The sequence below is a fragment of the Pseudotabrizicola algicola genome (assembly GCF_010915705.1).
GTDB lineage: Bacteria > Pseudomonadota > Alphaproteobacteria > Rhodobacterales > Rhodobacteraceae > Pseudotabrizicola > Pseudotabrizicola algicola.
Map to the genome: position 1 here is coordinate 73301 of NZ_JAAIKE010000001.1, position 26583 is coordinate 99883.

At 62.2% G+C, this 26583-nt stretch carries 26 protein-coding genes; 22 read left to right on the plus strand and 4 right to left on the minus strand.

Annotated elements, in window-relative coordinates:
* Positions 1–19: 19 nt before the first annotated feature.
* The 20 genes from G3572_RS00360 (at position 20) to G3572_RS00455 (ending at position 19006) form a co-directional block, all read left to right on the plus strand.
* Positions 20–1255 (plus strand): NADH-quinone oxidoreductase subunit D, encoded by a 1236-nt coding sequence (locus tag G3572_RS00360; RefSeq protein ID WP_164608698.1) that lies wholly within the window; start codon positions 20–22, stop codon positions 1253–1255.
* Positions 1256–1264: 9 nt separating this feature from the next.
* A complete protein-coding gene (locus tag G3572_RS00365) occupies positions 1265–1486 on the plus strand; it encodes a hypothetical protein (protein ID WP_164608699.1) in 222 nt (73 codons plus the stop codon).
* A 3-nt stretch (positions 1487–1489) separates the two neighbouring features.
* Positions 1490–2728, plus strand: a complete 1239-nt coding sequence (locus G3572_RS00370) for an NADH-quinone oxidoreductase subunit E (RefSeq protein WP_164608700.1) — start codon at positions 1490–1492, stop codon at positions 2726–2728.
* A gap of 8 nt (positions 2729–2736) precedes the next feature.
* Positions 2737–2961: a DUF5337 domain-containing protein gene (locus G3572_RS00375; RefSeq protein ID WP_164608701.1), complete on the plus strand. Its 225-nt coding sequence runs from the start codon at positions 2737–2739 to the stop codon at positions 2959–2961.
* Positions 2962–2976: 15 nt separating this feature from the next.
* On the plus strand, positions 2977–4272 hold the full coding sequence (gene nuoF / locus G3572_RS00380; RefSeq protein WP_164608702.1) for an NADH-quinone oxidoreductase subunit NuoF: 1296 nt from the start codon (positions 2977–2979) through the stop codon (positions 4270–4272).
* A 17-nt stretch (positions 4273–4289) separates the two neighbouring features.
* On the plus strand, positions 4290–4538 hold the full coding sequence (locus G3572_RS00385; RefSeq protein WP_164608703.1) for a hypothetical protein: 249 nt from the start codon (positions 4290–4292) through the stop codon (positions 4536–4538).
* A gap of 107 nt (positions 4539–4645) precedes the next feature.
* Entirely contained in the window at positions 4646–5047 is a 402-nt protein-coding gene (locus G3572_RS00390) for a DUF5333 domain-containing protein (protein WP_164608704.1), read from the plus strand.
* A 99-nt stretch (positions 5048–5146) separates the two neighbouring features.
* Positions 5147–7156 carry an NADH-quinone oxidoreductase subunit NuoG gene (nuoG, locus tag G3572_RS00395; RefSeq protein ID WP_164608705.1) on the plus strand — a complete coding sequence of 670 codons (2010 nt, stop codon included), beginning with the start codon at positions 5147–5149 and terminating at the stop codon, positions 7154–7156.
* Positions 7157–7159: 3 nt separating this feature from the next.
* A complete protein-coding gene (locus tag G3572_RS00400) occupies positions 7160–7561 on the plus strand; it encodes a YNQ4 family lipoprotein (RefSeq protein ID WP_164608706.1) in 402 nt (133 codons plus the stop codon).
* A 16-nt stretch (positions 7562–7577) separates the two neighbouring features.
* Complete coding sequence (gene nuoH, locus G3572_RS00405; protein WP_164608707.1) at positions 7578–8615, plus strand: NADH-quinone oxidoreductase subunit NuoH; 1038 nt, start codon at positions 7578–7580, stop codon at positions 8613–8615.
* A gap of 2 nt (positions 8616–8617) precedes the next feature.
* Positions 8618–9112 (plus strand): NADH-quinone oxidoreductase subunit NuoI, encoded by a 495-nt coding sequence (nuoI, locus tag G3572_RS00410; RefSeq protein ID WP_164608708.1) that lies wholly within the window; start codon positions 8618–8620, stop codon positions 9110–9112.
* 5 nt (positions 9113–9117) lie between these two features.
* Positions 9118–9528: a carboxymuconolactone decarboxylase family protein gene (locus G3572_RS00415; protein WP_164608709.1), complete on the plus strand. Its 411-nt coding sequence runs from the start codon at positions 9118–9120 to the stop codon at positions 9526–9528.
* Positions 9525–10139: an NADH-quinone oxidoreductase subunit J gene (locus G3572_RS00420; RefSeq protein ID WP_164608710.1), complete on the plus strand. Its 615-nt coding sequence runs from the start codon at positions 9525–9527 to the stop codon at positions 10137–10139. Before G3572_RS00415 ends, G3572_RS00420 begins: the two co-directional genes overlap by 4 nt.
* An 83-nt stretch (positions 10140–10222) precedes the next feature.
* Complete coding sequence (nuoK, locus tag G3572_RS00425; RefSeq protein ID WP_100198149.1) at positions 10223–10528, plus strand: NADH-quinone oxidoreductase subunit NuoK; 306 nt, start codon at positions 10223–10225, stop codon at positions 10526–10528.
* A 5-nt stretch (positions 10529–10533) separates the two neighbouring features.
* Positions 10534–12702, plus strand: a complete 2169-nt coding sequence (nuoL, locus tag G3572_RS00430) for an NADH-quinone oxidoreductase subunit L (protein ID WP_164608711.1) — start codon at positions 10534–10536, stop codon at positions 12700–12702.
* Positions 12703–12720: 18 nt separating this feature from the next.
* Positions 12721–14259, plus strand: a complete 1539-nt coding sequence (locus G3572_RS00435; protein WP_164608712.1) for an NADH-quinone oxidoreductase subunit M — start codon at positions 12721–12723, stop codon at positions 14257–14259.
* Positions 14260–14272: 13 nt separating this feature from the next.
* Positions 14273–15709, plus strand: coding sequence for an NADH-quinone oxidoreductase subunit NuoN (gene nuoN, locus G3572_RS00440; RefSeq protein ID WP_164608713.1), 1437 nt, complete (start codon positions 14273–14275; stop codon positions 15707–15709).
* 43 nt (positions 15710–15752) lie between these two features.
* Positions 15753–16469, plus strand: coding sequence for a biotin--[acetyl-CoA-carboxylase] ligase (locus G3572_RS00445; protein ID WP_164609852.1), 717 nt, complete (start codon positions 15753–15755; stop codon positions 16467–16469).
* Between the two features lie 90 nt (positions 16470–16559).
* Positions 16560–17333, plus strand: coding sequence for a type III pantothenate kinase (locus G3572_RS00450; protein WP_164608714.1), 774 nt, complete (start codon positions 16560–16562; stop codon positions 17331–17333).
* Positions 17330–19006 carry a ribonuclease J gene (locus tag G3572_RS00455; protein ID WP_164608715.1) on the plus strand — a complete coding sequence of 559 codons (1677 nt, stop codon included), beginning with the start codon at positions 17330–17332 and terminating at the stop codon, positions 19004–19006. Before G3572_RS00450 ends, G3572_RS00455 begins: the two co-directional genes overlap by 4 nt.
* Positions 19007–19084: 78 nt before the next feature.
* On the opposite strand, the gene G3572_RS00460 is transcribed toward G3572_RS00455, so the two are convergent.
* From G3572_RS00460 to G3572_RS00470, 3 genes are all read right to left on the minus strand, one after another.
* Complete coding sequence (locus G3572_RS00460) at positions 19085–20647, minus strand: DEAD/DEAH box helicase (RefSeq protein WP_164608716.1); 1563 nt, start codon at positions 20645–20647, stop codon at positions 19085–19087.
* A gap of 244 nt (positions 20648–20891) precedes the next feature.
* Positions 20892–22490 carry a peptide chain release factor 3 gene (locus G3572_RS00465; protein ID WP_164608717.1) on the minus strand — a complete coding sequence of 533 codons (1599 nt, stop codon included), beginning with the start codon at positions 22488–22490 and terminating at the stop codon, positions 20892–20894.
* Positions 22491–22539: 49 nt separating this feature from the next.
* Entirely contained in the window at positions 22540–23571 is a 1032-nt protein-coding gene (locus tag G3572_RS00470) for a Hint domain-containing protein (RefSeq protein WP_164608718.1), read from the minus strand.
* A 133-nt stretch (positions 23572–23704) separates the two neighbouring features.
* Here G3572_RS00470 and G3572_RS00475 point away from each other — a divergent pair, with 133 nt between their 5' ends.
* Together G3572_RS00475 and G3572_RS00480 are read left to right on the plus strand one after the other, a co-directional pair.
* Positions 23705–24484, plus strand: coding sequence for an SDR family oxidoreductase (locus tag G3572_RS00475; RefSeq protein WP_164608719.1), 780 nt, complete (start codon positions 23705–23707; stop codon positions 24482–24484).
* A 195-nt stretch (positions 24485–24679) separates the two neighbouring features.
* Positions 24680–25762, plus strand: a complete 1083-nt coding sequence (locus tag G3572_RS00480) for an ABC transporter ATP-binding protein (RefSeq protein ID WP_164608720.1) — start codon at positions 24680–24682, stop codon at positions 25760–25762.
* 5 nt (positions 25763–25767) lie between these two features.
* Here the strand turns inward: G3572_RS00480 and G3572_RS00485 are convergent, their stop codons facing one another.
* Positions 25768–26445, minus strand: a complete 678-nt coding sequence (locus tag G3572_RS00485) for a helix-turn-helix transcriptional regulator (protein WP_164608721.1) — start codon at positions 26443–26445, stop codon at positions 25768–25770.
* Between the last annotated feature and the right edge of the window lie 138 nt (positions 26446–26583).

Genomic DNA, 26583 nt, shown 5'->3' on the forward strand with positions numbered 1-26583 from the left:
ACCACAAAGGAGCATTCTGATGGACGGCGATATCCGCAGAACCAGCTATGACGACGGCTCGAGCGATTTCGAGACGGGCGAACAGAAGATCCGCAACTTCAACCTGAACTTCGGGCCTCAACACCCTGCGGCGCACGGTGTTTTGCGCTTGGTGCTGGAGCTTGACGGCGAGATCGTCGAACGCTGCGACCCGCATATCGGGCTGCTGCACCGTGGCACCGAAAAGCTGATGGAATCGCGGACCTATCTGCAGAACCTGCCCTATTTCGACCGTCTCGACTACGTTGCGCCGATGAACCAGGAACATGCCTGGTGTCTGGCCATCGAGAAGCTGACCGGCACCGTGGTGCCGCGCCGCGCCAGCCTGATCCGCGTGCTCTATTCCGAGATCGGCCGCATCCTGAACCATCTTCTGAACGTCACGACACAAGCGATGGACGTTGGCGCGCTGACCCCGCCGCTGTGGGGGTTCGAAGAGCGCGAAAAGTTGATGGTGTTCTATGAGCGGGCGTGTGGTGCGCGTCTGCACGCGGCCTATTTCCGACCCGGTGGTGTGCATGTCGATCTGACCGAGGCGCTTATCGAAGACATTGACCAATGGGCGGCGGAATTCCCGCGCGTGCTCGACGATATCGACTCGCTTCTCACCGAAAACCGCATCTTCAAACAGCGCAACGCCGATATCGGCATTGTCACCGAGGATGACATCCTGAAGTGGGGTTATTCGGGTGTGATGGTGCGCGGGTCCGGCCTTGCCTGGGATTTGCGCCGGAGCCAGCCATACGAGTGCTACAACGAGTTCGAGTTCAAGATTCCGGTGGGCAAGAACGGCGACTGCTATGATCGCTATCTGTGCCGCATGGCCGAGATGCGCGAGTCGACGTCGATCATCCGTCAGGCAATCGCCAAGTTGCGGGTGGAAAAGGGCGACGTGCTGGCGCGTGGCAAGATCACCCCGCCCAAACGCGGCGAGATGAAGACCAGCATGGAAGCGCTGATCCACCATTTCAAACTCTACACCGAAGGTTTCCACGTGCCTGCCGGTGAAGTTTACGCGGCGGTGGAAGCCCCCAAGGGCGAATTTGGCGTCTATCTGGTCGCGGACGGCACCAACCGCCCCTATCGCGCCAAGATCCGCGCGCCGGGTTATCTGCACCTGCAATCCATGGATTATATCTGCAAGGGGCATCAGCTGGCTGACGTCTCTGCCATCATCGGCACGATGGACGTCGTGTTCGGGGAGATCGACCGGTGAAGGAAGCGCATGGATTATTGCACGAAATGGCAGCTTCTGGGCTTTGCTCTGGGATACGCGCCCATTCTGATCGGGTTTGTTATCGCGATCGTGGTTGGAAGGTTGCCAAGGCGGCTGTGGTTGGGCCTGATTGCCGGGCTGCCAGCGGGTTTGGCGTTCTGGGTCGTGACCTATCCTTTCGTGCTTGTTCTTTGGAACGGCATTCGACCAGCTGTTTGTAACGGGATGTAACTGATGCTCCGCCGCCTTCACAAAGACCAGCCTGCGTCGTTCGAATTTACGCCCGCCAATCTGGAATGGGCAAAGGCGCAGATCACAAAATATCCCGAAGGGCGCCAGGCCAGCGCGATCATCCCGCTTTTGTGGCGTGCGCAGGAACAGCATGGCTGGCTGACGCGTCCGGCGATCGAATATGTCGCCAACATGCTCGGCATGGCCTATATCCGCGCGCTTGAAGTGGCGACATTCTACTTTATGTTCCAGCTGCAACCCGTTGGTTCTGTCGCGAATATCCAGATTTGCGGCACCACGTCCTGCATGATCTGCGGTGCGGAGGAATTGATCGCGGTTTGCAAGGAACTGATCGCCAAGCAACCGCATACGCTCTCGGCGGATGGCAAGTTTTCCTGGGAAGAGGTCGAATGTCTCGGCGCGTGCTCCAACGCGCCGATGGCCCAGATCGGCAAGGATTACTATGAGGACCTGACGCCAGAGATCCTGCGCGACCTGATTGCGCGCTTCAGCGCCGGCGAGGTTCCCGTGCCGGGTCCGCAGAACGGGCGTTACGCATCGGAGCCGATCACGGGTCTGACCTCGCTCAAGGAACATGAAGCAGGGCGCAAGCCCTATAACGCCAGCGCGCAGCTTGCCGTGGATCTTGGCGAGACCGTGAAGCGGATTGACGGGACAGAGGTTCCGCTCACGACGCCGTGGATTGCCCAGCCGGAAACGCCCCAAGCCGCCGATGCCCCGCAAGAGCCGGCGCCCGGCGCAGGCATGGTCGCCGACGCGACCGGTGTGACGGTGCAGGAAGCGCCTGCGCAGTCGAAGGGCAAGCCGGTATCGAAGGACAATCCCGCGATGACATCGGCCGAGGCTGCCTCCTCTCCCGAGAACGTCGCGACGGCAAATACCGGCACCGGCGCTGCTCTGCCGCCCGAACCCGGTCTTGCGCCCTCTGCCGCTGCCGGTACCCGTCCTGAAGGGCTGAATGCCCCACGCGGCGGTGTGGCCGATGACCTCAAGCAGATCGAAGGCATCGGCCCCGTGTTGGAAAAGCTGTGCCACGAGCTTGGCTTTTTCCATTTTGACCAGATCGCAGGCTGGACCGAGGCAGAGATTGCCTGGGTTGACCAGAATCTCAAAGGCTTCCGTGGCCGTGTGACCCGCGACAAGTGGGTGGCGCAAGCACGGATCATTGTGACCGAAGGGCTCGATGCGTTTCGCATCCGCGCCAAGACCAACGATTACTGAGAGGCCAGATGCCCGGCCATGACCCAGACCGCGCGCGCAAGACGGCCCTTCAGGCCCGTCTTGTGGCGTTTGTTCTGGCCGGGACGATGTTCTTGTGGATGGGCGCGCAATATCTGGGCGGCAAGATGGGGTGGGAATCCCGCTATGTCTTCCTGTTCGATTTTGCCGCGATTGCCGCGTTCTTGTGGGCGTTGGTTGTGACGTATCAGATCTGGCGCAATCGTCAGGGTTGAAGGAAAGGGCAAGCAATGCTCAAGGATCAGGATCGCATCTTCACCAACCTTTATGGGATGCATGACCGCAGCCTCGCCGGAGCGCGGGCGCGTGGCCATTGGGATGGCACCGCACAGATCATCGCGCGGGGGCGCGACACCATCATCGACCAGATGAAGGCTTCGGGGCTGCGCGGGCGTGGCGGGGCGGGGTTCCCGACGGGTCTGAAATGGTCGTTCATGCCCAAGCAGTCTGACGGGCGTCCGGCCTATCTGGTCATCAACGCCGACGAATCCGAGCCCGGCACCTGCAAGGACCGCGAGATCATGCGCCATGATCCGCACACGCTGATCGAAGGCGCGCTCATCGCGTCGTTCGCGATGAACGCCAACGCTTGCTATATCTATATCCGTGGCGAGTATATCCGCGAGAAAGAGGCGCTGCAGGCTGCCATCGACGAATGCTATGACGCGGGATTGCTTGGCCGTAACGCCGCAAAGTCGGGCTGGGATTTCGATCTTTACCTGCACCACGGGGCAGGCGCCTATATCTGCGGCGAGGAAACCGCGCTGCTGGAAAGCCTTGAAGGCAAGAAGGGCATGCCGCGCATGAAGCCGCCGTTCCCGGCGGGGGCGGGGCTCTATGGGTGCCCGACCACGGTGAACAACGTCGAATCCATCGCGGTGGTGCCGACCATCCTGCGCCGTGGCCCCGAGTGGTTTGCGAGCTTTGGGCGGCCCAACAATGCGGGCACCAAACTGTTTGGTATCTCGGGCCATGTGAACGCGCCTTGCGTGGTCGAAGAGTCCATGTCCATTCCGCTGAAGGAACTGCTGGAGCGGCATTGCGGCGGCGTCCGTGGCGGTTGGAAGAACCTCAAGGCGGTGATCCCCGGCGGGTCCTCGGTGCCGCTGCTGACGCAGGCACAATGCGATGATGCGCTGATGGATTTCGACTGGCTGCGCGAGCAGCGCTCGGGCCTTGGCACGGCGGCGGTGATCGTGATGGACCAGTCGACCGATGTCATCAAGGCGATCTGGCGGCTGTCGAAGTTCTACAAGCACGAAAGCTGCGGCCAGTGCACGCCTTGCCGTGAAGGCACCGGCTGGATGATGCGTGTGATGGACCGTCTGGTGCGCGGCGAGGCCGAGGTGGAAGAGATCGACATGCTGATCTCTGTCACCAAGCAGGTCGAAGGCCATACGATCTGCGCGCTTGGCGACGCGGCGGCTTGGCCGATCCAGGGTCTTGTGCGGGCCTTCCGCGACGAGATCGAAGACCGGATCAAGGCCAAGAAAACCGGGCGCATCAGCGCTGTTGCGGCGGAGTGATGCGAATGGCGGCGGCCATGTCCCTGACGCTGGCGCTTGGCGCCTGCGCACCATCGGTCCCCTCGGGGCCGGTGCAGGATATGGCTTCGCCTTCGCTGGCACCTCTGCGCGTCACCAACAACGGGCAGCCGTTCCGGCAATACGAAGGCGCCGCTGCGCGCCGTGTCGCCGAGGCCGAATGCGCGGGGCAGGGGCTGCGCCTGCGCCCCAGCATCTATGACCGGTTCGAGGCAGGCGCATGGGTCTACGTCGGGGGCTGCGCATGACCGGATATCGGATAGCATCGCACAGCTTGGTGAGGGAACGCGCTTGTCATCGCATAGCGGTGCTGCCAGTGCCTATGTCCTTGGCATGGAATGCCAAGGAGGCCCTGATGAAACTGATCCCGATGACGATTGCCGCCCTGATGATCGCAGCTCCTGCCTTTGCGCTGGTGCCGATCAATCAGGAAAAGACGATCAACGGCACATTGCGCAGCGGTTTCATCGCCGATGCGATTGCCGACAACTGCCCGACGATGCAGCCGCGCAAATTGCGCGCGCTGAACGAATTGCTGAAGCTGCGTGATTATGCCTTGCGCGCAGGCTATAGCGCTGCCGAAGTGCGTGCCTTCGTCGAAAATCCGGCGGAAAAGGCGCGCGGCAAGGCCGAGGCGGCGGCATGGCTGGCGCAAAAGGGGGCTGTGCCTGGCCAGACGGCCGCCTATTGCGCGGTGGGTGAGGCCGAGATCGCCCGCGGCAGCCTGATCGGCAGTCTGCTGAGGTCGACACGATGATGGCGGTGCAACAGAATTTCGGGGCGGCTGGCCGCCCTGACCAGAACACGGCGCTTGGGCGGGTGATCCGTCCGCGCTTGAGGACTGCGGAGTAAGCAGATGACAAACCTGAAGAAGATCAGCATTGACGGCATCGAGGTCGAGGTTGATGGAGCCATGACCATCATCCAGGCGGCGGAAGTGGCAGGCGTGGAAATCCCGCGCTTTTGCTACCACGAGCGTCTGACGATCGCGGGCAACTGCCGGATGTGTCTGGTCGAGGTCGTGGGCGGCCCGCCGAAACCGGCGGCAAGCTGCGCGATGCAGGTGCGCGATCTGCGCCCCGGCCCGAATGGTGAAGCGCCTGTCGTCAAGACCAACTCTCCGATGGTGAAAAAGGCCCGCGAAGGGGTGATGGAGTTCCTGCTCATCAACCATCCGCTCGATTGCCCGATCTGTGACCAAGGCGGCGAGTGCGATCTTCAGGATCAGGCGATGGCCTACGGCGTCGATTTCAGCCGCTACCGCGAGCCGAAGCGCGCGTCCGAGGATCTGAACCTCGGCCCGCTGGTGGCCACCACGATGACCCGCTGCATTTCCTGCACGCGCTGCGTGCGCTTCACCTCGGAAGTCGCCGGGATCACCCAGATGGGCCAGACCGGTCGCGGCGAGGATGCCGAGATCACCAGCTATCTGAACATGACGCTGGACAGCAATTTGCAGGGCAACATCATCGACCTCTGCCCCGTCGGCGCGCTGACCTCCAAGCCCTATGCGTTCACCGCCCGTCCGTGGGAGCTCAGCAAAACCGAATCCATCGACGTGATGGATGCGCTGGGGTCGAACATCCGTATCGACACCAAGGGCCGCGAAGTCATGCGCATCATCCCGCGCAACCATGACGGCGTGAACGAGGAATGGATCTCCGACAAGACCCGTTTCATCTGGGACGGTCTGCGCCGCCAGCGTCTGGACACGCCCTATATCCGTGAGAATGGCCGCCTGCGCAAAGCGGGCTGGGGTGAGGCGCTTGCCGCAGCAGCTGCCGTGATGAAGGGCGGCAAGGTCACCGCCATTGTCGGAGATCTGGCCCCGGTCGAGGCTGTGTTCAGCCTGAAGCAGATGGTCGAGGGTCTGGGCGGCAAGATCGAATGCCGCACGGATGGCGCAAAACTGCCCGCTGGGAACCGCTCTGCCTATGTCGGCAACGCCGCAATCGAAGATATCGACAGCGCCAAGACCATCATCCTGATCGGCACCAATCCACGCGACGAAGCGCCGGTGCTGAATGCGCGCATCCGCAAGGCGTGGAGCGCGGGTGCGGACGTGACCCTGATCGGTGCGCCGGTCGATCTGACCTATGATTATGCCCATGCCGGCAATGACCGCGCGGCGCTTGTCAAGGCAACGTCCGAAGCGGCGGCGACCGCGAACGCGGTGGTGATCGTCGGGCAGGGCGCGATCAACGAGGCCGATGGTGAGGCGGTTCTGTCGCAGGCGATGAAACTTGCCGAGGTGATGGGGGCCAAGCTGCTGGTCCTGCACACGGCGGCGTCGCGCGTCGGTGCGATGGATGTGGGCGCTGTGACCGATGGCGGCATGTCTGCCGCGATGGATGGCGCGCAGGTGGTTTACAATCTGGGCGCGGATGAGGTGGAAATCGCCCCCGGCCCGTTCGTGATCTATCAGGGCAGCCACGGCGACCGCGGTGCGCACCGCGCCGACCTGATCCTGCCCGGAGCCGCCTATACCGAAGAAAATGGCCTGTTCGTAAACACCGAAGGCCGTCCGCAACTGGCCATGCGCGCAGGCTTTGCCCCCGGTGAGGCCAAGGAAAACTGGGCGATCTTGCGGGCGCTGTCGGCGGAACTGGGCGCCGCGCTGCCTTGGGACAGTCTGGCAGCGCTGCGCCGTGCGCTGGTAGAGGCGCATCCGCATCTGGGCCGCGTCGATCAACTGGCCGACAATGGCTGGACACGCATTCCGCTCCGCGATCCTGCGACGGCCAGCTTCCGCTTGCCGATCAAGGATTTCTATTTGACCAACCCGATTGCGCGGGCCTCGCAGGTCATGGCCGAGATGTCGGCCTTGGCGAAGTCGCGCAGCGAAACCCCCTTGGCTGCGGAGTAACCGATGCCGCGCGTGCCCGCTCTTGCCAGTCTGACCGCCGCTTTCGTGGCGCTGTCGGCTTGTGCAGAGAGCGGTCCCGTGGCACAGGGCGACTTTGCCCCCTCTTATCAGGGCATCCAGACCGTCTTGTTGCAAGATGACATGGTGAGCTTTCGCGTGGCGCTGCAAGGCGGGCGCGGCAATGACGATGTAGAGGCCTATGGCCGCTGTGCCGCCGCACAATATGCGCTGATCCGGGGCTTTGGATTTGCGCGCCATGTGCGGACCACGGTGGCGCAGGCAGGAGACACTTGGCGGGGGGACGCGGTCTATCTGATCTCGGCCGCGCTGCCACCCGGGCTACGCACGATTGACGCCGAAGTGACGGTGCGCGATTGCGGTTCGCTCGGGATACCGACGATTTGAAGATGAGAGGCTGAGAATGTCTGACTTTCTGGCAACGCCAATGGGCACGTTGGTTCTGGTCGCGGCGCAAAGCCTGCTGATCGTGGGCTTCGTGATGATCAGCCTGTTGTTTCTGGTCTATGGCGACCGCAAGATCTGGGCGGCGGTCCAGATGCGGCGCGGGCCGAACGTGGTCGGGGCCTTTGGCTTGCTGCAATCGGTGGCCGATGCGCTGAAGTATGTGGTCAAGGAAATCGTGGTGCCCGCAGGGGCGGACCGCCCTGTGTTCTTTCTGGCGCCCATGCTCTCCTTTGTGCTGGCGATGCTGGCCTGGGCGGTGATCCCGTTTAACGATGGCTGGATTTTGGCCGATATCAACGTCGCCATCCTCTTCGTCTTCGCGATTTCGTCGCTGGAAGTTTACGGCGTGATCATGGGGGGCTGGGCGTCCAACTCCAAATATCCGTTTCTCGGCTCGCTGCGCTCCGCCGCGCAGATGATCTCTTATGAAGTGTCGCTGGGCCTGATCATCATCGGCATCATCATTTCCACCGGCTCGATGAACTTCTCGGCCATCGTCGCGGCGCAGGACGGAGCCTACGGCCTGTTCTCGTGGTACTGGCTGCCGCACCTGCCGATGGTGGTCCTGTTCTTCATCTCGGCTCTGGCCGAAACCAACCGCCCGCCCTTCGATCTGCCCGAAGCTGAATCGGAACTGGTGGCGGGGTTCATGGTGGAATATTCCTCGACGCCGTATCTGCTCTTCATGGCGGGGGAATACATCGCCATCTTCCTGATGTGCGCGCTGATGAGCCTTCTGTTCTTCGGCGGCTGGCTGTCGCCCATTCCGGGGCTGCCTGACGGCTTCTTCTGGATGTTCATCAAGATGGCGTTCTTCTTCTTCCTCTTCGCCATGGTGAAGGCCATCGTGCCGCGCTACCGCTATGACCAGCTGATGCGCATTGGCTGGAAAGTGTTCCTGCCGCTGTCGCTGGGCTGGGTCGTTCTGGTGGCATTCCTTGCAAAATTCGAAGTCTTCGGCGGCGCCTGGGCCCGCTGGACGATTGGGGGCTGATGATGGCAAACATCGACTGGAACCGCGCGACCCGCTATTTCCTGCTGCAGGACTTCATCAAGGGCTTTGCGCTCGGGATGCGCTATTTCTTTGCGCCCAAGAGCACGCTGAACTATCCGCATGAGAAGGGGCCGCTTTCGCCCCGCTTCCGCGGTGAACATGCGCTGCGCCGTTACCCGAACGGAGAAGAGCGCTGCATCGCCTGCAAACTGTGCGAGGCCGTTTGCCCCGCGCAGGCGATCACCATCGATGCCGAGCCGCGCGCAGATGGCAGCCGCCGCACCACGCGGTATGACATCGACATGACCAAGTGCATCTACTGCGGCTTCTGTCAGGAAGCCTGCCCGGTGGATGCGATTGTCGAAGGCCCGAATTTCGAATTCAGCACCGAAACCCGCGAAGAGCTTTTCTATAACAAGGAAAAGCTGCTCGATAATGGCGCGCGTTGGGAGGCGGAGATTGCCCGCAATCTCGAACTCGACGCGCCGTATCGGTGAACGGCATGAATGAGGCCTATAACAAGATGATCCAGCAGATGATGGAAAGCGGGCAAGAGATGCTGCGCGCCTTCAACCCTGCGGCAGAAGGCATGAAACTGGGCGGGATGGAAAAGCTGTTCCCCACCATGCCGAAAGATATGATGGAAATGTGGTTCGGCAAGACCTTCAACCGCGAAGGTCTTGATGCCAAGACGCGTCTTCTGGTGACGATCGCGGCATTGACCGTTCTGGGCGCGCATGCCGAACCGCAATTGAAATTGACGGTGCGTCACGCGCTTGCCGCCGGGGCGACCCAACGCGAGATTGCCGAGGTGATCTGGCAGATGAGCATGTTCGGCGGCTTGCCCGCCATGCAAAAGGCGCTCGAGCTTGCCCAGAGCGTCTTTGCCGAGTCCGAGGAGAGCGAGAAATGACCGTCGCTGATTACGCGTTTTACGCCTTTGCCATCGTGGTGGTATCGGCCGGGTTGATGGTGACCATCAGCCGCAACCCTGTCCACTCGGTGCTTTGGCTGATCCTCGCCTTCCTGTCCTCTGCCGGATTGTTTGTGCTCCTGGGGGCCGAATTTGTCGCCATGCTGCTGATCATCGTCTATGTCGGCGCGGTGGCGGTGCTGTTCCTTTTCGTCGTGATGATGCTGGACATCGACTTTGCGGCGCTGAAGGGCGAGATCGCGCGCTATATGCCGCTCGGGCTCTTGATTGGCGTCGTCCTGCTCATGCAACTCTCGCTCGGGTTCGGGGCCTGGGTGCAGGCCGAGGGCGCTCTAGGGCTGCGTCAGGCGGTGACCCCGGCGATGGAGCAGGTGGAAAACACCCGAGCGCTTGGCTTGATCATCTATGACAAGTATCTGCTTTTGTTCCAGCTTTCGGGTCTGATCCTGCTGGTCGCCATGATCGGCGCCATCCTTCTGACCCTGCGCCACCGCAAGGATGTGAAGCGTCAGAACGTGCTGCACCAGATGTGGCGTGATCCGGCCAAGGCGATGGAACTGAAGGACGTGAAGCCGGGGCAGGGGCTCTGAGCCCCGACGCGGCAAAGGTGCGTGCGCGCACGCACCCTACGGAACGATAAACGGGCGCAAAGCCGCCTACGAGGGAACGACAAATGGTTGGTCTGGAACATTACCTGACAGTCGCGGCGGCTTTGTTCGTCATCGGCATCTTCGGCATCTTCCTGAACCGGAAGAACGTGATCGTCATCCTGATGTCGATCGAACTTATGCTGCTGGCGGTGAACATCAACATGGTCGCCTTTTCCAGCCAGTTGGGCGATCTGGTCGGGCAGGTCTTCACGATGTTCATCCTGACGGTGGCCGCCGCCGAGGCCGCGATCGGCCTTGCGATCCTTGTGGTGTTCTTCCGCAACCGTGGAACGATCGACGTTGAAGACGTCAACGTGATGAAAGGCTAAGGCAAATGGCAACGATCATTCTTCTGGCGCCACTGGTTGGCGCGCTGATCTGCGGCTTTGGCTGGCGCATCATCGGCGAGCGGGCCGGACAGGTCATCGCCACGGCATTGGTGTTTCTGGCGGCGCTGCTGTCGTGGATCATCTTCCTGACTTTTGATGGCGAAACCTATCGCGTGGTGTTGCTGCGCTGGATCGAGTCCGGCAGCCTCGGCAGTGAATGGGGCATCCGCATCGACCGCTTGACCGCGATCATGCTGGTGGTGGTGAACTCGGTCTCGGCGCTCGTGCATCTCTATTCCTTCGGCTACATGGCGCATGACGACAACTGGGGCCATCACGAGCATTACAGGGCAAGGTTCTTCGCCTATCTGTCGTTCTTCACCTTTTCGATGCTGATGCTGGTGACATCTGACAACCTTGTGCAGATGTTCTTCGGCTGGGAAGGCGTGGGCGTCGCCTCGTATCTTCTGATCGGGTTCTATTACAAAAAACCAAGCGCCAATGCGGCGGCGATCAAGGCCTTCGTGGTCAACCGCGTGGGTGACTTCGGTTTCGCGCTTGGCATCATGGCGCTGTTCTTCCTGACCGACTCCATCCGCTTTGACGAGATCTTTGCCGCGGCCCCTGCCTTGGCAGAAACCTCGGTGCGGTTCCTGTGGACGGAATGGAATGCGGCCAACCTGATCGGCGTCTTGCTGTTCATCGGGGCGATGGGCAAGTCGGCACAGCTGTTCCTGCACACCTGGTTGCCGGACGCGATGGAAGGTCCGACGCCCGTCTCGGCGCTGATCCACGCGGCGACGATGGTGACGGCAGGCGTGTTCCTCGTGTGCCGCATGTCGCCGGTCTATGAATATGCACCGCAGGCGATGGCCTTCATCACCGTGCTCGGGGCTTGCACCGCATTCGTGGCTGCGACGATCGGCTTGGTGCAGAACGACATTAAACGCGTGATCGCCTATTCGACGATGTCACAGCTGGGCTACATGTTCGTTGCGGCGGGTGTGGGTGTGTATTCGGTGGCGATGTTCCATCTCTTCACCCACGCGTTCTTCAAGGCCATGCTGTTCCTTGGTGCGGGGTCTGTCATCCATGCGACCCATCACGAGCAGGACATGCGCAACTATGGCGGCCTGCGTAAGAAGATACCGCTGACCTTCTGGGCCATGATGATCGGCACGCTGGCGATCACCGGGGTGGGTATTCCGCTGACGCACATCGGCTTTGCTGGCTTCCTGTCAAAGGACGCGGTGATCGAGTCGGCCTTTGTCGGCAATCAGGGCGCGTTCTGGCTGCTGGTTGTGGCGGCGGGCATGACAAGCTTCTATTCCTGGCGCCTGATGTTCCTGACGTTCTATGGCGAAAACCGTGCGGGCACGGTCGGGCATGGTCACGGTCATGGCCACGGGCATGACGACCACCACCACGAGCCGCATGAAAGCCCGACCATCATGCTGATCCCGCTCGGGGTACTGGCTCTCGGCGCGATGTTCTCGGGGATGATCTGGTATAACGTCTTCTTTGGTGATGAAGCCAAGGTGCGCAACTGGTTCGGGTTGGAAGCGGCCCATCATGAAGCTGCGGGCGAGGCGCATGGCGGCACCCACAGCGACGCTGCTGCCGCACCTGAAGTTGCGCCGTCAGAGAGCGACGGCGAAAGCGCGACGGTGGTTGAAGGCGAAGCGACCGCCACGGCCGAGGCCCCCCATCACGCTGCCGTTGCCCCGAAAGGTGCGATCTTCATCGGTCCAGAAAACACCGTGCTGCATGATGCGCATTATGTTCCAAAGTGGGTGAAGGTCAGCCCCTTCGTCGCGATGCTGCTTGGTCTGGCGCTGGCATGGCTGTTCTACATCAAGAATCCGTCGCTGCCCGCGCGTCTGGCGGCGAACCAGCGGCCTCTTTACCTGTTCCTGCTCAACAAATGGTATTTTGACGAGCTGTATGACTGGATATTCGTGCGCCCTGCTAAGTGGCTCGGGGGCTTCTTCTGGAAAAAGGGTGATGGGGCGGTCATCGACGGCACCATCAACGGCGTCGCCTTGGGGATCATCCCGATGCTGACCCGTCTCGCCGGTCGGGCGCAATCCGGCTATGTCTTCCACTATGCCTTCGCCATGGTTCTCGGGGTTGTCGCCCTGATCACCTGGCTCACGCTGTCCGGCGCGCAGTAAGGGGGCGAAAGAGTATCTATGGACAACCTGCTTTCCATCATCACCTTCATCCCCGCGGTTGCCGCCATCATCATGGCGCTGTTCCTGCGCGGCGATGATGTCGCCGCCCAGACCAATGCAAAGTGGCTCGCGCTTCTGGCGACCACGGCGACCTTTCTGGTCTCGCTCTTCGTGCTGGCGGGGTTCGATCCGGCCAACACCCAGATGCAGTTCGTCGAGGAATACGACTGGATCCTCGGGCTGAAATACAAGATGGGCGTCGATGGCATTTCGGTGCTGTTCGTGATGCTGACCACCTTCCTGATGCCGATCACCATAGCCTCGTGCTGGGATGTGAAGGTGCGGGTGAAGGAATACATGATCGCCTTCCTTCTGCTCGAGACGCTGATGCTGGGCGTGTTCTGTGCGCTGGATCTGGTGCTGTTCTACCTGTTCTTCGAAGCGGGCCTGATCCCGATGTTCCTCATCATCGGCATCTGGGGGGGCAAGGAGCGTATCTACGCGGCATTCAAGTTCTTCCTCTACACCTTCCTCGGCTCTGTGCTGATGCTGGTGGCGATGATCGCAATGTATTGGGATGCCGGCACGACCGACATTCCGACCTTGCTGAACCACAGCTTCAGTTCCGACACCTTCAGCCTGTTCGGCTTCCAGATCATCGGCGGTCTGCAGACCATGCTGTTCCTTGCCTTCTTTGCCAGCTTCGCGGTGAAGATGCCGATGTGGCCGGTTCACACCTGGTTGCCGGATGCGCACGTGCAGGCCCCGACCGCAGGGTCGGTGGTGCTGGCGGCGATCTTGCTGAAGATGGGCGGTTACGGTTTCTTGCGCTTCAGCCTGCCGATGTTCCCCATCGGCTCTGATGTGCTGGCGCCGCTGGTGCTGTGGATGTCGGCGATCGCCATCGTTTACACGTCCTTGGTCGCGCTGGCCCAGCAGGACATGAAGAAGCTGATCGCATATTCGTCGGTTGCACATATGGGCTACGTGACGATGGGGATCTTCTCGGCCAATCAGCAGGGGATTGACGGCGCGATCTTCCAGATGATCAGCCACGGTTTCATTTCGGGCGCCTTGTTCCTCTGCGTGGGCGTGATCTATGATCGGATGCACACCCGTGACATCGACGCCTATGGCGGTCTGGTGAACCGGATGCCGGCCTATGCGATGATCTTCATGTTCTTCACCATGGCGAACGTCGGCCTTCCGGGCACCTCGGGCTTTGTCGGCGAATTTCTGACGCTGGTCGGCGTGTTCCAGGTCAACACCTGGGTGGCGGCAGTGGCGACCAGTGGCGTCATCCTGTCGGCGGCCTATGCGCTCTGGCTCTATCGCCGCGTGGTGATGGGAGAGATGATCAAGGAAGCGTTGAAGTCGATCACCGATATGACCCGCCGCGAAAAGGCGATCTTTGCCCCGCTGGTGGCCATGACCCTGTTGTTGGGCGTCTATCCTTCCCTGGTGACCGATATCATCGGCCCCAGCGTCAGCGCCCTTGTGACCGATTATCAGGCCGCGATCCCCGTGACGGGCGCATCGCAACTGGCCCAGCACTGAAGGAGCGGCAAACATGACCGCAATCGATTTCAACACCATCCTGCCCGAGTTCATTCTGGCGGTGTTCGCCCTCGGGGGCCTGATGTTCGGGGCCTATGGGGGCAAGGACAGAACCGCGCCCACGCTGGTCTGGGCGGCTTCGGGCCTGTTTCTGGCGCTGGCGCTGTTCATCGGCTTTGGCATGACGGGCGAGCGCGCTGCTTTCGGCGGGCTCTTTACCGATGATCCCTTCGCGCGCTTTGCCAAGGTCGTCATCCTCGTGTCGGCGGCCTGTGTCATGCTGATGGCGCAGGATTACATGCAACGCCGCGACCTGCTTCGCTTTGAATTCCCGATCCTTGTCACACTTGCCACCATCGGGATGATGGTCATGGTTTCGGCGGGCGATCTGATGACGCTTTACATGGGGCTCGAGTTGCAATCGCTCTCGCTCTATGTGGTGGCCGCCATGCGCCGCGACAGCAACAAGTCATCCGAGGCGGGACTGAAGTATTTCGTCTTGGGCGCTCTGTCTTCGGGTCTGTTCCTTTACGGCGCCTCGCTTACCTACGGCTTCGCCGGAACCACGCAGTTTGCAGGCATCCTGTCGACGCTTGGTGGTGACATTCCCTTCGGTCTGATCATCGGCCTCGTGTTCATGCTGGCAGCCCTTGCCTTCAAGGTCTCGGCCGCGCCTTTCCACATGTGGACCCCCGACGTCTACGAAGGCTCGCCGACGCCGATCACCGCTTTCTTTGCGACCGCCCCCAAAGTGGCGGCCATGGCTCTGATCGCGCGTCTGGTGCATGATGCCTTTGGCAGCATCCCCGCTGACTGGAGCCAGGTTCTCGCGGCTCTGGCCGTTGTCTCGATGTTCCTCGGGGCCATCGCGGCCATCGGCCAGCGCGACATCAAGCGGCTGATGGCTTACTCCTCTATCGCGCACATGGGCTTTGCGCTGGTGGGCCTTGCCTCTGGAACTGCGGCGGGCGTGCAGGCGATGCTGATTTACATGGCGATCTATGTCACCATGAACGTCGGCACCTTTGCCTTCATCCTGTCGATGGAGCGTGATGGCCGTCCGGTGACGGATATCCAGTCGCTGAACATGTTCTCCAAAAAGGAGCCGCTCAAGGCGCTCGCGCTTCTGGTTCTGATGTTTTCCCTTGCCGGTGTGCCTCCCATGCTGGGCTTTTTCGGCAAGTTCTATGTGCTGAAGGCAGCGGTTGATGCGGGCATGATCTGGCTTGCTGTTGCGGGGGCCGTGGCCTCTGTGATCGGCGCCTTCTATTACTTGCGCATCGTGTTCTTCATCTATTTCGGAAAGGACGGCGATCCGGTCGACAGCAACATGGCACCCGTGCAATGGGTCATCATGGTGGGTGTCGCGGTTGTCATGGTGCTTGGCATCGTCAACATGTTCGGGGTCGAGCCTGTGGCCGCCCTCGCCGCCGAAGCCCTTGTCAGGTAACCCGTCGCCTCAGGCCGCATGGCCGGAAGGCACCGCTCGTGTGCTGCTGGCTTCGGTCGACAGCACCAATGCCGAAGGCTTTCGACAGGCCCCGCATCTTGCGGGGCCTGCGTGGATTATGGCGGCCGAGCAGACGGCAGGCCGTGGCCGTCGCGCGCGCCCTTGGGTCAGCCCCCGCGGCAACTTTTACGCAACCTTCGTCATGCAGTCGCATGAGGCTCCGGCGCAGATCGCCCTGCGGAGCTTTGTTGCGGCACTCGCGCTGCATGATGCCCTTTGCCAAGTGACGGGCAGCACAAGGGGCCTTGCGCTGAAATGGCCAAATGATGTGCTGCTTGGCGGCGGCAAGGTGGCTGGCATCCTGCTCGAATGTCAGGCGGCAGGACAGGGTCTGCAAACCCTTGCCATCGGCATCGGCGTCAACCTCATCGCGCATCCACCTGCGGAACTGGTAGAACCCGGCGCGACGCTGCCCGTCTCGGTGCTTTCCGAAAGTGGCCAGCGTGTCTCGCCCGAAGCCTTTCTCGCCAAACTCGCCCCTGCCTTTGCCGCGCGGGAGGCGCAATTCAGCGCCGGGGGTTTTGCTCCTATCCGAGCCGAATGGCTCTCGCATGCCGCGCGGCTTGGCGAACCAATCCGTGCCCGGACCGGAACGCAGGACCGCCACGGAACCTTCAGCACCATCGACGGTTCCGGCAACCTGATCCTGCACATGTCCGACGGGCCGGTCAGCATTCCCGCCGCCGAGGTGTTCTTTTGACGTCCGGCCCCCTTTATCTGCCTGAAAACATCCCACGGGGGGCTGGGGGCTGCGACCTCCGGTCCGCCCTCTGACACAAAGCGCAAGGCCATGCTTCTCGCCATCGATTGCGGCAATACCAACACCGTGTTTTCCATATGGGATGGCACACAGTTCCTCTCGACCTGGCGGATCGCCACGGACCATACCCGCACGGCGGATGAATACTTTGTCTGGCTGTCTTCGTTGATGGCAATGACCGGCACCAAGGCGCAGATCACCGAGGCGATCATCTCGTCAACCGTTCCGCGGGTGGTGTTCAATCTTCGCGTTCTTTGTGACCGGTATTTCGGCTGTCGCCCGCTTGTGGTGGGCAAGCCGGAATGTCGCCTTCCCGTCGCGCCCCGGGTGGATCAGGGCACCACGGTAGGCCCGGACCGTCTGGTGAATGCGGCGGGCGCGCATGACCGGCATGGCGGCGACCTGATTGTGGTCGATTTCGGCACGGCCACCACCTTTGACGTGGTCGATACCGATGGTGCCTATGTGGGCGGGGTGATCGCCCCCGGCGTCAACCTCAGCCTCGAGGCCCTGCACATGGCCGCAGCGGCCCTGCCGCATATCGATGTCGCCAAACCGGCAAAGGCCATCGGCACAAATACGGTGGCCTGCATGCAATCGGGCGTGTATTGGGGATACATCGGCTTGGTCGAAGGCATCGTGCGTCAGGTGCGGCGCGAGCGTGAGCGGCCCACCAAAGTTATCGCAACTGGGGGACTCGCGTCCTTGTTTGCCCAAGGCACAGATTTATTTCACAAGATCGAGGACGATCTGACCATGCATGGCCTCGTCCTGATCCATGAGTTCAACAAGGAAACCGCATGAGCTTGAATCGTCTGATCTATCTTCCCCTTGGTGGCGCGGGTGAGATCGGGATGAACTGCTACGTCTATGGCTATGGCCCGCAGGGTCGCGAACGGCTGATCGTGGTGGATCTCGGTGTCACCTTTCCCGACATGGATGGCAGCCCCGGCGTCGATCTGATCATGGCTGATGTTGCTTGGCTCGAGGCGCGGGCAGATCGGATCGAGGCGATTTTCATCACGCACGCCCATGAAGACCATATCGGCGCGCTTGGCCTTCTCTGGCCCAAGCTGAAGGCACAGGTCTATGCGCGCCGCTTTACGGCGGGCATTGGCCGGATGAAGTTCGATGAGGTCGGCCTGCCGCTTGACAGCATCACTGTGGTCGAGCCGCGTCCGGCGGTCGTCAAGGCGGGGCCCTTCGATGTGCAATTTGTTCCGGTCAGCCACTCCATTCCCGAAGCCAGCGCACTGGTAATCGACACGCCCGCTGGCCGCATCTTCCATTCCGCCGATTTCAAGATCGACCATAACCCCGTCGTGGGCGAGGCCTGGGACGATGAGGCGATCAGGGCAATTGCGGAAGAGCGCCCGATCAAGGCGCTCATGTGCGATTCAACCAACGTGTTCTCCACCCATCCGGGCCGGTCGGAATCCACTTTGGCCGGGCCGCTGCGCGAGTTCATCTCGAAATGCGGCGGCATGGTGGTTGCCACCACCTTTGGCTCCAACGTGGCACGGCTCAAAACCCTTGCCGAGGCGGCGCGTGCCTCGGATCGGTCGATCTGCGTTCTGGGCCGCTCGATGCGCCGCATGCTCAGCGCCTCGGAAGAGGCGGGGGTGCTGTCAGGCTTTCCCCGTCTGGTCTCCCCCGAGGAGGCGCTGGATATCCCGCGTGGCAACCTGATGTTGCTGGTCACCGGCAGCCAAGGCGAGCGGCGCGCTGCCTCTGCCCAACTCAGCCGGGGCAAGTATCTGGGATTGCAGATGAAAGAGGGCGATACCTTCCTCTTCTCCTCCAAGGTCATCCCCGGCAATGAACGCGGCGTGCTCAAGATCATGAACGCGTTTTCAGAAATGGGCGTCGATGTGTTCGACGATACCGGCGGGCTTTATCACGTCTCGGGTCATGCCAACCGCCCCGATCTGGAGCATGTGCATCGCCTGTTGCTGCCAGATATGTTGATCCCGATGCATGGGGAGCATCGCCATCTGCGCGAACATGCCAAGATCGCCACGCAATCGGGGATTGCCGCCGAGGTGGTGACGAATGGCATGATGATGGACCTGACCGGAGAGACGCCGCAGGTTGCGGAATACATCGAGACCGGACGGCTTTATCTTGATGGCAACGTCCTGATCGGCGCGCTCGACGGTGTCGTGCGCGACCGGATCCGCATGGCGCTTAACGGTCACGCCATGGTGACCGTCATTCTGGACGAGGCGGACGAGCCCTTGGGCGAGGCATGGGTCGAACTGTCGGGCCTGCCGACAATCGGGCGCGGTGAGCGCAAGCTGAGCGAAACGCTCGAAGCGGACCTGACCGCCTATCTGGAGACAGCGGGCAGCAAGGTGCTCGGCGATGACTCCAAGCTCGACGAGGCGTTGCGCCGGATCGTGCGTCAGGTCTCGATGGAAGAAATCGGCAAGAAGCCCGAGGTCACGGTCGTTGTCAGCCGCCTACAGGCGGAATAGGGCAACCCCGACGCGCAACGAAACAAGGCCCTGCATCGCTGCAGGGCCTTTTGATTTTTCGCAGAAAAATCGTGACTGTCAGCCGTTGGTGCCGGTTGCCGGTTCGTCCTCGGCCTCTTCCGTGGTGACGGCCGCGATCTTGAAGCTGCGCAGGATGAAATCGGGCACATGGTCGCCCATGCCGACCACCGCATGATCACGACGATCGCGCCGCTCCTCCCGACGGTCGCCGCGCCGCTCTTCGCGGGTCTGGTCATCCCGGCGCTCCGAGCGACGGTCATCGCGCCGTTCGTCACGGCGGGGGGCGGAGGCTGTGAACTCGGCCACCACCTCGACCGGGGCGGCAGGCGCGGCGGGGGCAGCGATCGGCTCCATGCTTGCGGGGGGCGCCGACTCGTCGCGCTTGGGTTTGCGGTTGCGGTCCCGCTCGCGCGATTTGCCGCGCGCTTCTCGCGGACGGTCCGACGAAGACTCGTCAAGCCCTGACAAAGCGCCTTCCGGAACAGCGCCGCGCGGGATCGGCTGCTTTACAAGCGATTCAATCGCCGACAGGTATTTGTCGTCATTCGGAACCGCGATGGTGAAGGCTTTGCCGAGGCGGCCCGCGCGTCCGGTGCGGCCGATGCGGTGAACATAATCCTCGGGGTGGGACGGCACGTCGAAGTTGAACACATGGCTGACTGCCGGAATATCAAGCCCCCGCGCCGCCACATCCGAGGCCACCAAAAGGTGCAATGTCCCGTCGCGGAACGCATCGAGCGTTTTCATCCGCTGCGACTGTTCCAGATCGCCATGAATGGGGGCCGCGTTAAAACCATGGGCTTTCAGCGATTTGGCCACCACATCCACATCCATCTTGCGGTTGCAGAAGATGATCGCATTTGTGCAGCTTTCACCTTCGCCCTTGATCAGGCTGCGCAACAAAGCGCGCTTTTCGGTGAAGCTGCGGTCTTTGCGGCTGGGGGTGAACTGAATCAGCGCCTGTTCGATGGTGGCAGAGGTGGAGTTCTGCCGTGCCACTTCGACCTTGGCCGGATTGGTCAGGAAGGTCTTGGTGATACGCTCGATTTCCGGCGCCATCGTCGCGCTGAAAAACAGCGTCTGACGGGTAAAGGGCGTCAACTGGAAGATGCGTTCGATGTCGGGAATGAAGCCCATGTCGAGCATGCGGTCGGCCTCATCGACCACCATGATCTCGACGCCGGTCAAGAGCAGCTTGCCACGCTCGAAATGATCGAGGAGGCGGCCCGGCGTGGCGATCAGCACGTCTACGCCGCGGTCAATCAGCTTGTCCTGTTCGCCAAAGCTGACGCCGCCAATCAGCAGCGCTTTGGTCAGCTTGGTGTGCTTGGCATAGGTGTCAAAGTTTTCAGCAACCTGCGCGGCCAGTTCCCGTGTGGGACAAAGCACAAGGCTGCGCGGCATCCGGGCGCGGGCGCGGCCACGGCCCAGACGGGTGATCATCGGCAGGGTAAAGCTTGCGGTTTTCCCCGTGCCGGTCTGGGCAATCCCCAGAACATCCCGGCCTTCGAGTGCAAAGGGAATGGCCTGTTCCTGAATGGGGGTCGGGGTTTCATAGCCGGTGTCGATAACGGCCTGAAGAACGCGCGGGTCCAGCGCGAGGTCGGAAAATTTTAGCATCAGCGTCCTTTGGATGCGGGATCGGCCCGCAAATCATGAAAAGGGACGCGTCGATCAGGCGCCCCGGCACAGGCCCGCCGTATGCGGACCGCCTTAGCCCTTATCCCAAAACGCCCCCAAGGTCAATGTGGCGACTGTTGTGCCAGCCATACCCGCCGGAAGCGACGTGGACCTTGAAATGCCTCTGTCAGCCGCGTTGCCCGTGCGGGGCAAAGCGGCGGGAGGGGGGATGCACCGCAGCGCGTCAGACCATCATTTCCTTGGTTGCAGTCAGCCGCAGGTCGGGATAGTCGCGCACGACACGGTCGATGTCCCACTGAAGGCGGGTCAGGAACACCACATCGCCATCATGATCGGTGGCAATATGCTGCTTGTTGACGTTGATCAGCTTGTCCATCTCCGCTTTTGGCCCCCGCACCCAGCGGGCCGAGGAAAACTGGCTGCCCTCGAACCGGACAGGGAGCGAATATTCGGCCTCGATCCGGCTGGCCAGAACGTCAAACTGCAACGCGCCGACCACGCCCACGATGAAGCCGGAGCCGATCATCGGCTTGAACACCTTGGCGGCGCCTTCTTCGGCAAATTGCATCAGCGCCTTCTCCAGATGCTTTGCCTTCATCGGATCGCCGGCGCGCACGCCCTGCAAGAGTTCCGGCGCAAAGGATGGGATGCCGGTAAAGCGCAGCGCCTCGCCTTCGGTCAGCGCATCGCCGATGCGCAACTGCCCGTGGTTGGGAATGCCGATGATGTCACCGGCCCAGGCCTCTTCGGCAAGCTCGCGGTCGGCGGCAAGGAACATCACCGGGTTGGCTATCGCCATCTGCTTCTTGCTGCGCACATGGGTCAGCTTCATGCCGCGTTCGAAATGGCCCGACGCAAGGCGCACAAATGCCACGCGGTCGCGGTGTTTCGGGTCCATATTGGCCTGCACCTTGAACACAACACCCGTCACGGCGGTTTCTTCGGGGGCAACCTTGCGGCTGGCTGTCGGCTGCGGCTGAGGTTCCGGGCCATAGGTGCCGATCCCGTCCATCAACTCCTTCACGCCGAAGGAATTGATCGCAGATCCGAACCAGATCGGTGTCATGGAGCCGTTGAGCAGTGCTTCGCGATCAAAGGCGGGCAGCAATTCCTTGGCCATCTCCAGCTCTTCGCGCAGCTTTGCCAAGGCCTCGGCGGGCACGTGTTCGGCAAGCTTCGGGTCATTGAGCCCGTTGATCTGGATGGTTTCGGCCACGCGGTTGCGGTCGGCGCGGTCCATCAGTTCCAGACGGTCGTTCAGAATGTCATAGCATCCCAGAAAATCGCGGCCCGACCCGATGGGCCAGCTTGCCGGCGACACGTCGATTGCCAGATTTTCCTGAATCTCGTCGATGATCTCGAAAGTGTCGCGCGCCTCGCGGTCCATCTTGTTGCAGAAGGTCAGGATCGGCAGGTCGCGCAGGCGGCAAACCTCGAACAGTTTGCGCGTCTGGCTTTCCACGCCCTTGGCCCCGTCGATCACCATCACGGCGGCATCCACAGCCGTCAGCGTGCGATAGGTGTCTTCGGAAAAGTCGCTGTGTCCGGGCGTGTCCACCAGATTGAAGCGAAAGTCGCGGAAGTCGAAAGACATCGCCGAAGCCGAAACCGAGATGCCCCGCTCTTGCTCCATCTTGATGAAGTCCGACCGTGTCCGCCGGGCCTCGCCTTTGGCGCGCACCTGACCCGCCATCTGGATTGCACCGCCAAACAGCAGGAACTTTTCGGTCAAGGTTGTCTTGCCGGCATCGGGGTGAGCGATGATGGCAAAGGTGCGCCGGCGGGCGATCTCGGGCGGAAGGGTGGGGCGATTGGTCAACATGAGCGCGCCTTTAGCGCAAAGCGGACCGCCCGTCCATCACCGCGTGCAGCTAGCGCTCGTCACCGCCGCGACGGGGCGGAGAATAGAGTGCCTCGCGCCCGACCTCGTCGAGAAACTGGCGGCTGGCTTCGGTTCCGAAATGTTGAACCTGTGCAAGGCCGGGAAAGCGCGCCTTGACGTCTTCGGCCAAGGCAACGGGCAGACGCGAGAGCGTGGCATCATTCACCATAAGGCTTTCGGCGGGAACGCCCTCGGCATAGATGATTTCGTGCTGATCAAAGACCAGAGAGTAATAGTCGACAAACCCGCCCTCGCGCTGGAACACCCGCTCGTCATCGATCAGATGTTTGGCCTGCACCAAGAGTTCCGAGGTTTGCAGCCCGGCGCGTTTTTGCCGCTGATAGAGAAAGATGCGGTGATGCGGGCTGACAATCAGATCGCCCGCATTGCCCAAGGTGCCCGAGGTGATGACCACGGGCGCAAAAACGCCCTGCGCCCGCAAGGTCGCCTTGCCCAGCCAGCGCAGCGGCTGCGGGCCGTGATCGCGGGTCAGAACCTTGTCGCCCGCGCGCAGATCCTCGATCGGGTGCTGGCGCCCGTCGGCAAGGGTGATCATGGTGCCGCGTGCGAAAGACACGCACAACAGTTCGGCCAGTTGCACAGGTTCCGGCGCGTCATCGATTGCGACCAGCGTGTAGTCGGCAAGCGCCGACATCGGCGACATCGGAAGAACGACGCCAAGGCCACTTTGAAGGCGCATCAGCAGCAGATCGATCTTGTCGCCATCGGGGGCCATCAGCGTATAGCGCGCCTCCAGCCGGATCGCATCGCCGGGCTGGCCGATCTGGCTGCCCGCCGCGACGCGCTGCGTATCCTTGGTGCCGCTTGCCTCGTGCGAGAGGATCAGGCGCAGCGGTTGCGCCGCTTCTTCAAGGGCATAGATATCGCCCAGACAGACATCTTGCGCGCCGCCGAGCCCGTCGCCCGCATTCACCCCGTGGATGACATAGATGCATTCCGCAGGAAACACCTGACAGGCATGGCCGGGCGGCGCAGACGGGCTGGAAGGAGGCGGGGTCATGCGTATCTGTCCGTTGTGAAGCCAAGCGACTGCCCCATCAGCCGCCATGTGCAACACTTAGCCCGAAGGCCCCCTTGCGTCAACGCGGCAGCGGCTGTTACGCAAGGGGAGAAACAGGCGTGAGGCAGCAACAATGGATCTGGGCATCAAAGGGAAACGGGCGCTCGTCTGCGCAAGCTCGAAAGGTCTCGGGCGTGGCTGTGCCGAGGCGCTGGCCGCAGCGGGCGTGGATCTGGTTCTGAACGCACGCGGGGCAGAGGCTCTGGAGAAAACTGCCGCCGACTTGCGCGCCACATATGGCGTGGATGTCACCGCGGTTGCCGCCGATATCACCAGTGAAGAGGGGCGGGCACAAGTGCTCGCCGCTGCGGGTGATGTGGATATTCTGGTCACAAACGCAGGCGGCCCGCCGCCGGGGCTGTGGAGCGACTGGAACCGCGCGGATTTCCTCAAGGCGCTGGACGCAAATATGCTCACGCCGATCGCGCTGATGACGGCGCTCTTGCCGGGCATGATCGGCAAGGGATGGGGTCGCGTCGTCAACATCACCAGCCAGTCGGTGAAGGCCCCGATTGCGCAGCTCGGGCTGTCGAACGCGGCGCGCACCGGTCTTACGGGCTATGTCGCCGGCACCGCACGGCAGGTGGCGCCGCAAGGGGTGACGATCAACAATCTGTTGCCGGGCATTCATGACACGGATCGCGCGACCGCCCTTGATGCCGGTGTCATGGCCGCGGAAGGCATCACCGCCGAGGAAGCACGCGCGCGCCGAGCCGCGACCATCCCCGCGCGCCGCTATGGCACGGCGGCAGAATTCGGCGCGGCCTGCGCCTTCCTGTGCTCGGTCCATGCGGGATTTATCGTCGGGCAGAACATTCTGCTGGATGGCGGAGCGACCAACGCCACGATCTGACGGGGATTGCCCTGCGGGGGAGGCGAAAGGAGCGCGCTGCGCGCGCGCTGTTTTTTGTCTCGTCGCGCGCGTATCGCGCGTCTCCTCGGGGGGCCTCCGGCGGGGATATTTGGAAACAGGAAATGCGGCGGGGCTTGCCCTTGCCCTGTGCGGGGCGGCCTGCTAGGGGAAGTTGAGCAAAACCCTAGGATACCCATGCCGACCCAGCAGCCCCGTCTGATTGTCAACCATTTGACCCGGTCCTTCGGGGGCCGCATCGTCGTGGATGACGTCAGTCTCGAGGTGAGTGCAGGGCAGGTGACCTGTTTGCTTGGCCCTTCAGGCTGCGGGAAATCGACCACGCTGCGGATGATTGCCGGAGTCGATCAGCCGCAATCCGGGCAGATCCTGATTGACGGGGTCGAGGTGGCGGGCGCGGCGCGGCATGTGCCCCCAGAGCACCGGTCTGTCGGCCTGATGTTTCAGGATTTCGCGCTGTTTCCCCATTTGAGCGTCAGCGAGAATGTTGCCTTTGGCCTGAAGGGCGACAGGGCGGCGCGGCAACGGCGGGTGGATGAACTGCTGGAACGCGTGACGCTGAGCGGTTTCGGGGCCAAGCATCCGCATCAGTTGTCGGGGGGCGAGCAGCAACGGGTCGCACTTGCCCGTGCGCTTGCGCCGCGGCCGAAGGTCATGCTGATGGACGAGCCGTTTTCGGGTCTGGACAATCGTCTGCGTGACGGCATTCGCGATACCACGCTCGATATCCTCAAGGATGAAGGCACGGCGGTGGTGCTTGTCACCCATGAGCCGGATGAGGCGATGCGGATGGCCGATGAGATCGCCCTGATGCGGGGCGGGCGGATCGTCCAAAGCGGCGCGCCCTACAACGTCTATAACGCGCCAGTGGACAAGGCGGCGGCGGCGTTTTTCAGCGATATCAACGTCATCCGTGGGGTTTCTCGCGGTGCGCTGACCGAGACACCCTTTGGCGCCTTCCTGACACCCGGACAAGAGGACGGGGCGGAGGTGGAGATCGTCATCCGCCCGCAGCATCTGAAGATCGACTTTGACCGTGCCGGACGCGGCCCCAATCCGACCCCGCTGGAGGGCACGCCTGCGCGGGGCAGCGTGATCCGCTCGCGCTATCTGGGGCGGGAAAGTCTGGTGGAATTCCGCATGACCTTTGACGGATCGACGCTGACCGCCAGCGTGCCGGGGGTGTTCCTGCCAAAAGTTGGCACGGTGCTGTGGCTGATGATCCGCCGCGACCGCTGTTTCGTCTTTCCCGCCCGCTAGGCGCTTCAGCGTTCCCCCGCAAGATGGGCGCGGTAATCGGCGAGTGTCTGACCGGGCCTGTCGGAGAATGTCTCGTCCGTTTCGCCGATGGCCATGATCCGGTCCACGCGAAAGCTGCGAAAGCCGCTGCGATGCTCGCACCATGCGCCAAGGGTCCAGACGCGCCCCGTCAGATCGAGGGCCAAGGGCCGGATGTCGCGGTGGCTTTCGCGTCCCTCGGGGTCAATATAGGTGATCGTCAGGCGTTGGCGTGACCTGATCGCACGCCGCAACAGCGGCACATGGGCCGCGGCGCGGTTGGTTTCCTTGCCAGTGAAGACGAACAGATCATCGCTGTCGGCTTCGGGCGGGGCCGGGGTGACGCTGGCGATCTTGGTGGCCAGCACCCGCGCGGCACGGGCAAGCGCCGGGTCCGGGCCTTCTGCCACCATGCGCACGCCGGCGCGCAGGGCATCTAGCTCGGCCCCCGTCAGGATCATCGGGGGCAGGGTGATGGGCGCGCGCAGGATATAGCCCACCCCGCGCTCGCCCTCGACCGGAAGGCCGGAGGCCATCAGCGCGGCCATATCGCGCCAGATGGTGCGCACGGATACGCCGAGCCGCTCTGCCATTTCGCCCGCGCGGTGCAATCTGCCGTCGCGCAGGATCTGGATCAGGTCGAACAGGCGGTCGGTGCGGCGCATGGCGGGTCCGTTCTTGGGGCAACTGACATATAGCTGTCAGGTATCTGGGTGCCTAGGCCCTCTTTGGCCCCGGAATCAGGCTATGAACCGGAGCGGCGGGGGGATAGTGAAGGAAAAGGCGACAGCGGGCGACATGCC

Bases quoted from the DNA above. Each gene is read 5' to 3' on its own strand.
- G3572_RS00360 (WP_164608698.1), top strand. From the start codon at position 20: ATGGACGGCGATATCCGCAGAACCAGCTATGACGACGGCTCGAGCGAT.
- G3572_RS00365 (WP_164608699.1), top strand. From the start codon at position 1,265: ATGGATTATTGCACGAAATGGCAGCTTCTGGGCTTTGCTCTGGGATAC.
- G3572_RS00370 (WP_164608700.1), top strand. From the start codon at position 1,490: ATGCTCCGCCGCCTTCACAAAGACCAGCCTGCGTCGTTCGAATTTACG.
- G3572_RS00375 (WP_164608701.1), top strand. From the start codon at position 2,737: ATGCCCGGCCATGACCCAGACCGCGCGCGCAAGACGGCCCTTCAGGCC.
- nuoF (WP_164608702.1), top strand. From the start codon at position 2,977: ATGCTCAAGGATCAGGATCGCATCTTCACCAACCTTTATGGGATGCAT.
- G3572_RS00385 (WP_164608703.1), top strand. From the start codon at position 4,290: ATGTCCCTGACGCTGGCGCTTGGCGCCTGCGCACCATCGGTCCCCTCG.
- G3572_RS00390 (WP_164608704.1), top strand. From the start codon at position 4,646: ATGAAACTGATCCCGATGACGATTGCCGCCCTGATGATCGCAGCTCCT.
- nuoG (WP_164608705.1), top strand. From the start codon at position 5,147: ATGACAAACCTGAAGAAGATCAGCATTGACGGCATCGAGGTCGAGGTT.
- G3572_RS00400 (WP_164608706.1), top strand. From the start codon at position 7,160: ATGCCGCGCGTGCCCGCTCTTGCCAGTCTGACCGCCGCTTTCGTGGCG.
- nuoH (WP_164608707.1), top strand. From the start codon at position 7,578: ATGTCTGACTTTCTGGCAACGCCAATGGGCACGTTGGTTCTGGTCGCG.
- nuoI (WP_164608708.1), top strand. From the start codon at position 8,618: ATGGCAAACATCGACTGGAACCGCGCGACCCGCTATTTCCTGCTGCAG.
- G3572_RS00415 (WP_164608709.1), top strand. From the start codon at position 9,118: ATGAATGAGGCCTATAACAAGATGATCCAGCAGATGATGGAAAGCGGG.
- G3572_RS00420 (WP_164608710.1), top strand. From the start codon at position 9,525: ATGACCGTCGCTGATTACGCGTTTTACGCCTTTGCCATCGTGGTGGTA.
- nuoK (WP_100198149.1), top strand. From the start codon at position 10,223: ATGGTTGGTCTGGAACATTACCTGACAGTCGCGGCGGCTTTGTTCGTC.
- nuoL (WP_164608711.1), top strand. From the start codon at position 10,534: ATGGCAACGATCATTCTTCTGGCGCCACTGGTTGGCGCGCTGATCTGC.
- G3572_RS00435 (WP_164608712.1), top strand. From the start codon at position 12,721: ATGGACAACCTGCTTTCCATCATCACCTTCATCCCCGCGGTTGCCGCC.
- nuoN (WP_164608713.1), top strand. From the start codon at position 14,273: ATGACCGCAATCGATTTCAACACCATCCTGCCCGAGTTCATTCTGGCG.
- G3572_RS00450 (WP_164608714.1), top strand. From the start codon at position 16,560: ATGCTTCTCGCCATCGATTGCGGCAATACCAACACCGTGTTTTCCATA.
- G3572_RS00455 (WP_164608715.1), top strand. From the start codon at position 17,330: ATGAGCTTGAATCGTCTGATCTATCTTCCCCTTGGTGGCGCGGGTGAG.
- G3572_RS00460 (WP_164608716.1), bottom strand. From the start codon at position 20,647: ATGCTAAAATTTTCCGACCTCGCGCTGGACCCGCGCGTTCTTCAGGCC.
- G3572_RS00465 (WP_164608717.1), bottom strand. From the start codon at position 22,490: ATGTTGACCAATCGCCCCACCCTTCCGCCCGAGATCGCCCGCCGGCGC.
- G3572_RS00470 (WP_164608718.1), bottom strand. From the start codon at position 23,571: ATGACCCCGCCTCCTTCCAGCCCGTCTGCGCCGCCCGGCCATGCCTGT.
- G3572_RS00475 (WP_164608719.1), top strand. From the start codon at position 23,705: ATGGATCTGGGCATCAAAGGGAAACGGGCGCTCGTCTGCGCAAGCTCG.
- G3572_RS00480 (WP_164608720.1), top strand. From the start codon at position 24,680: ATGCCGACCCAGCAGCCCCGTCTGATTGTCAACCATTTGACCCGGTCC.
- G3572_RS00485 (WP_164608721.1), bottom strand. From the start codon at position 26,445: ATGCGCCGCACCGACCGCCTGTTCGACCTGATCCAGATCCTGCGCGAC.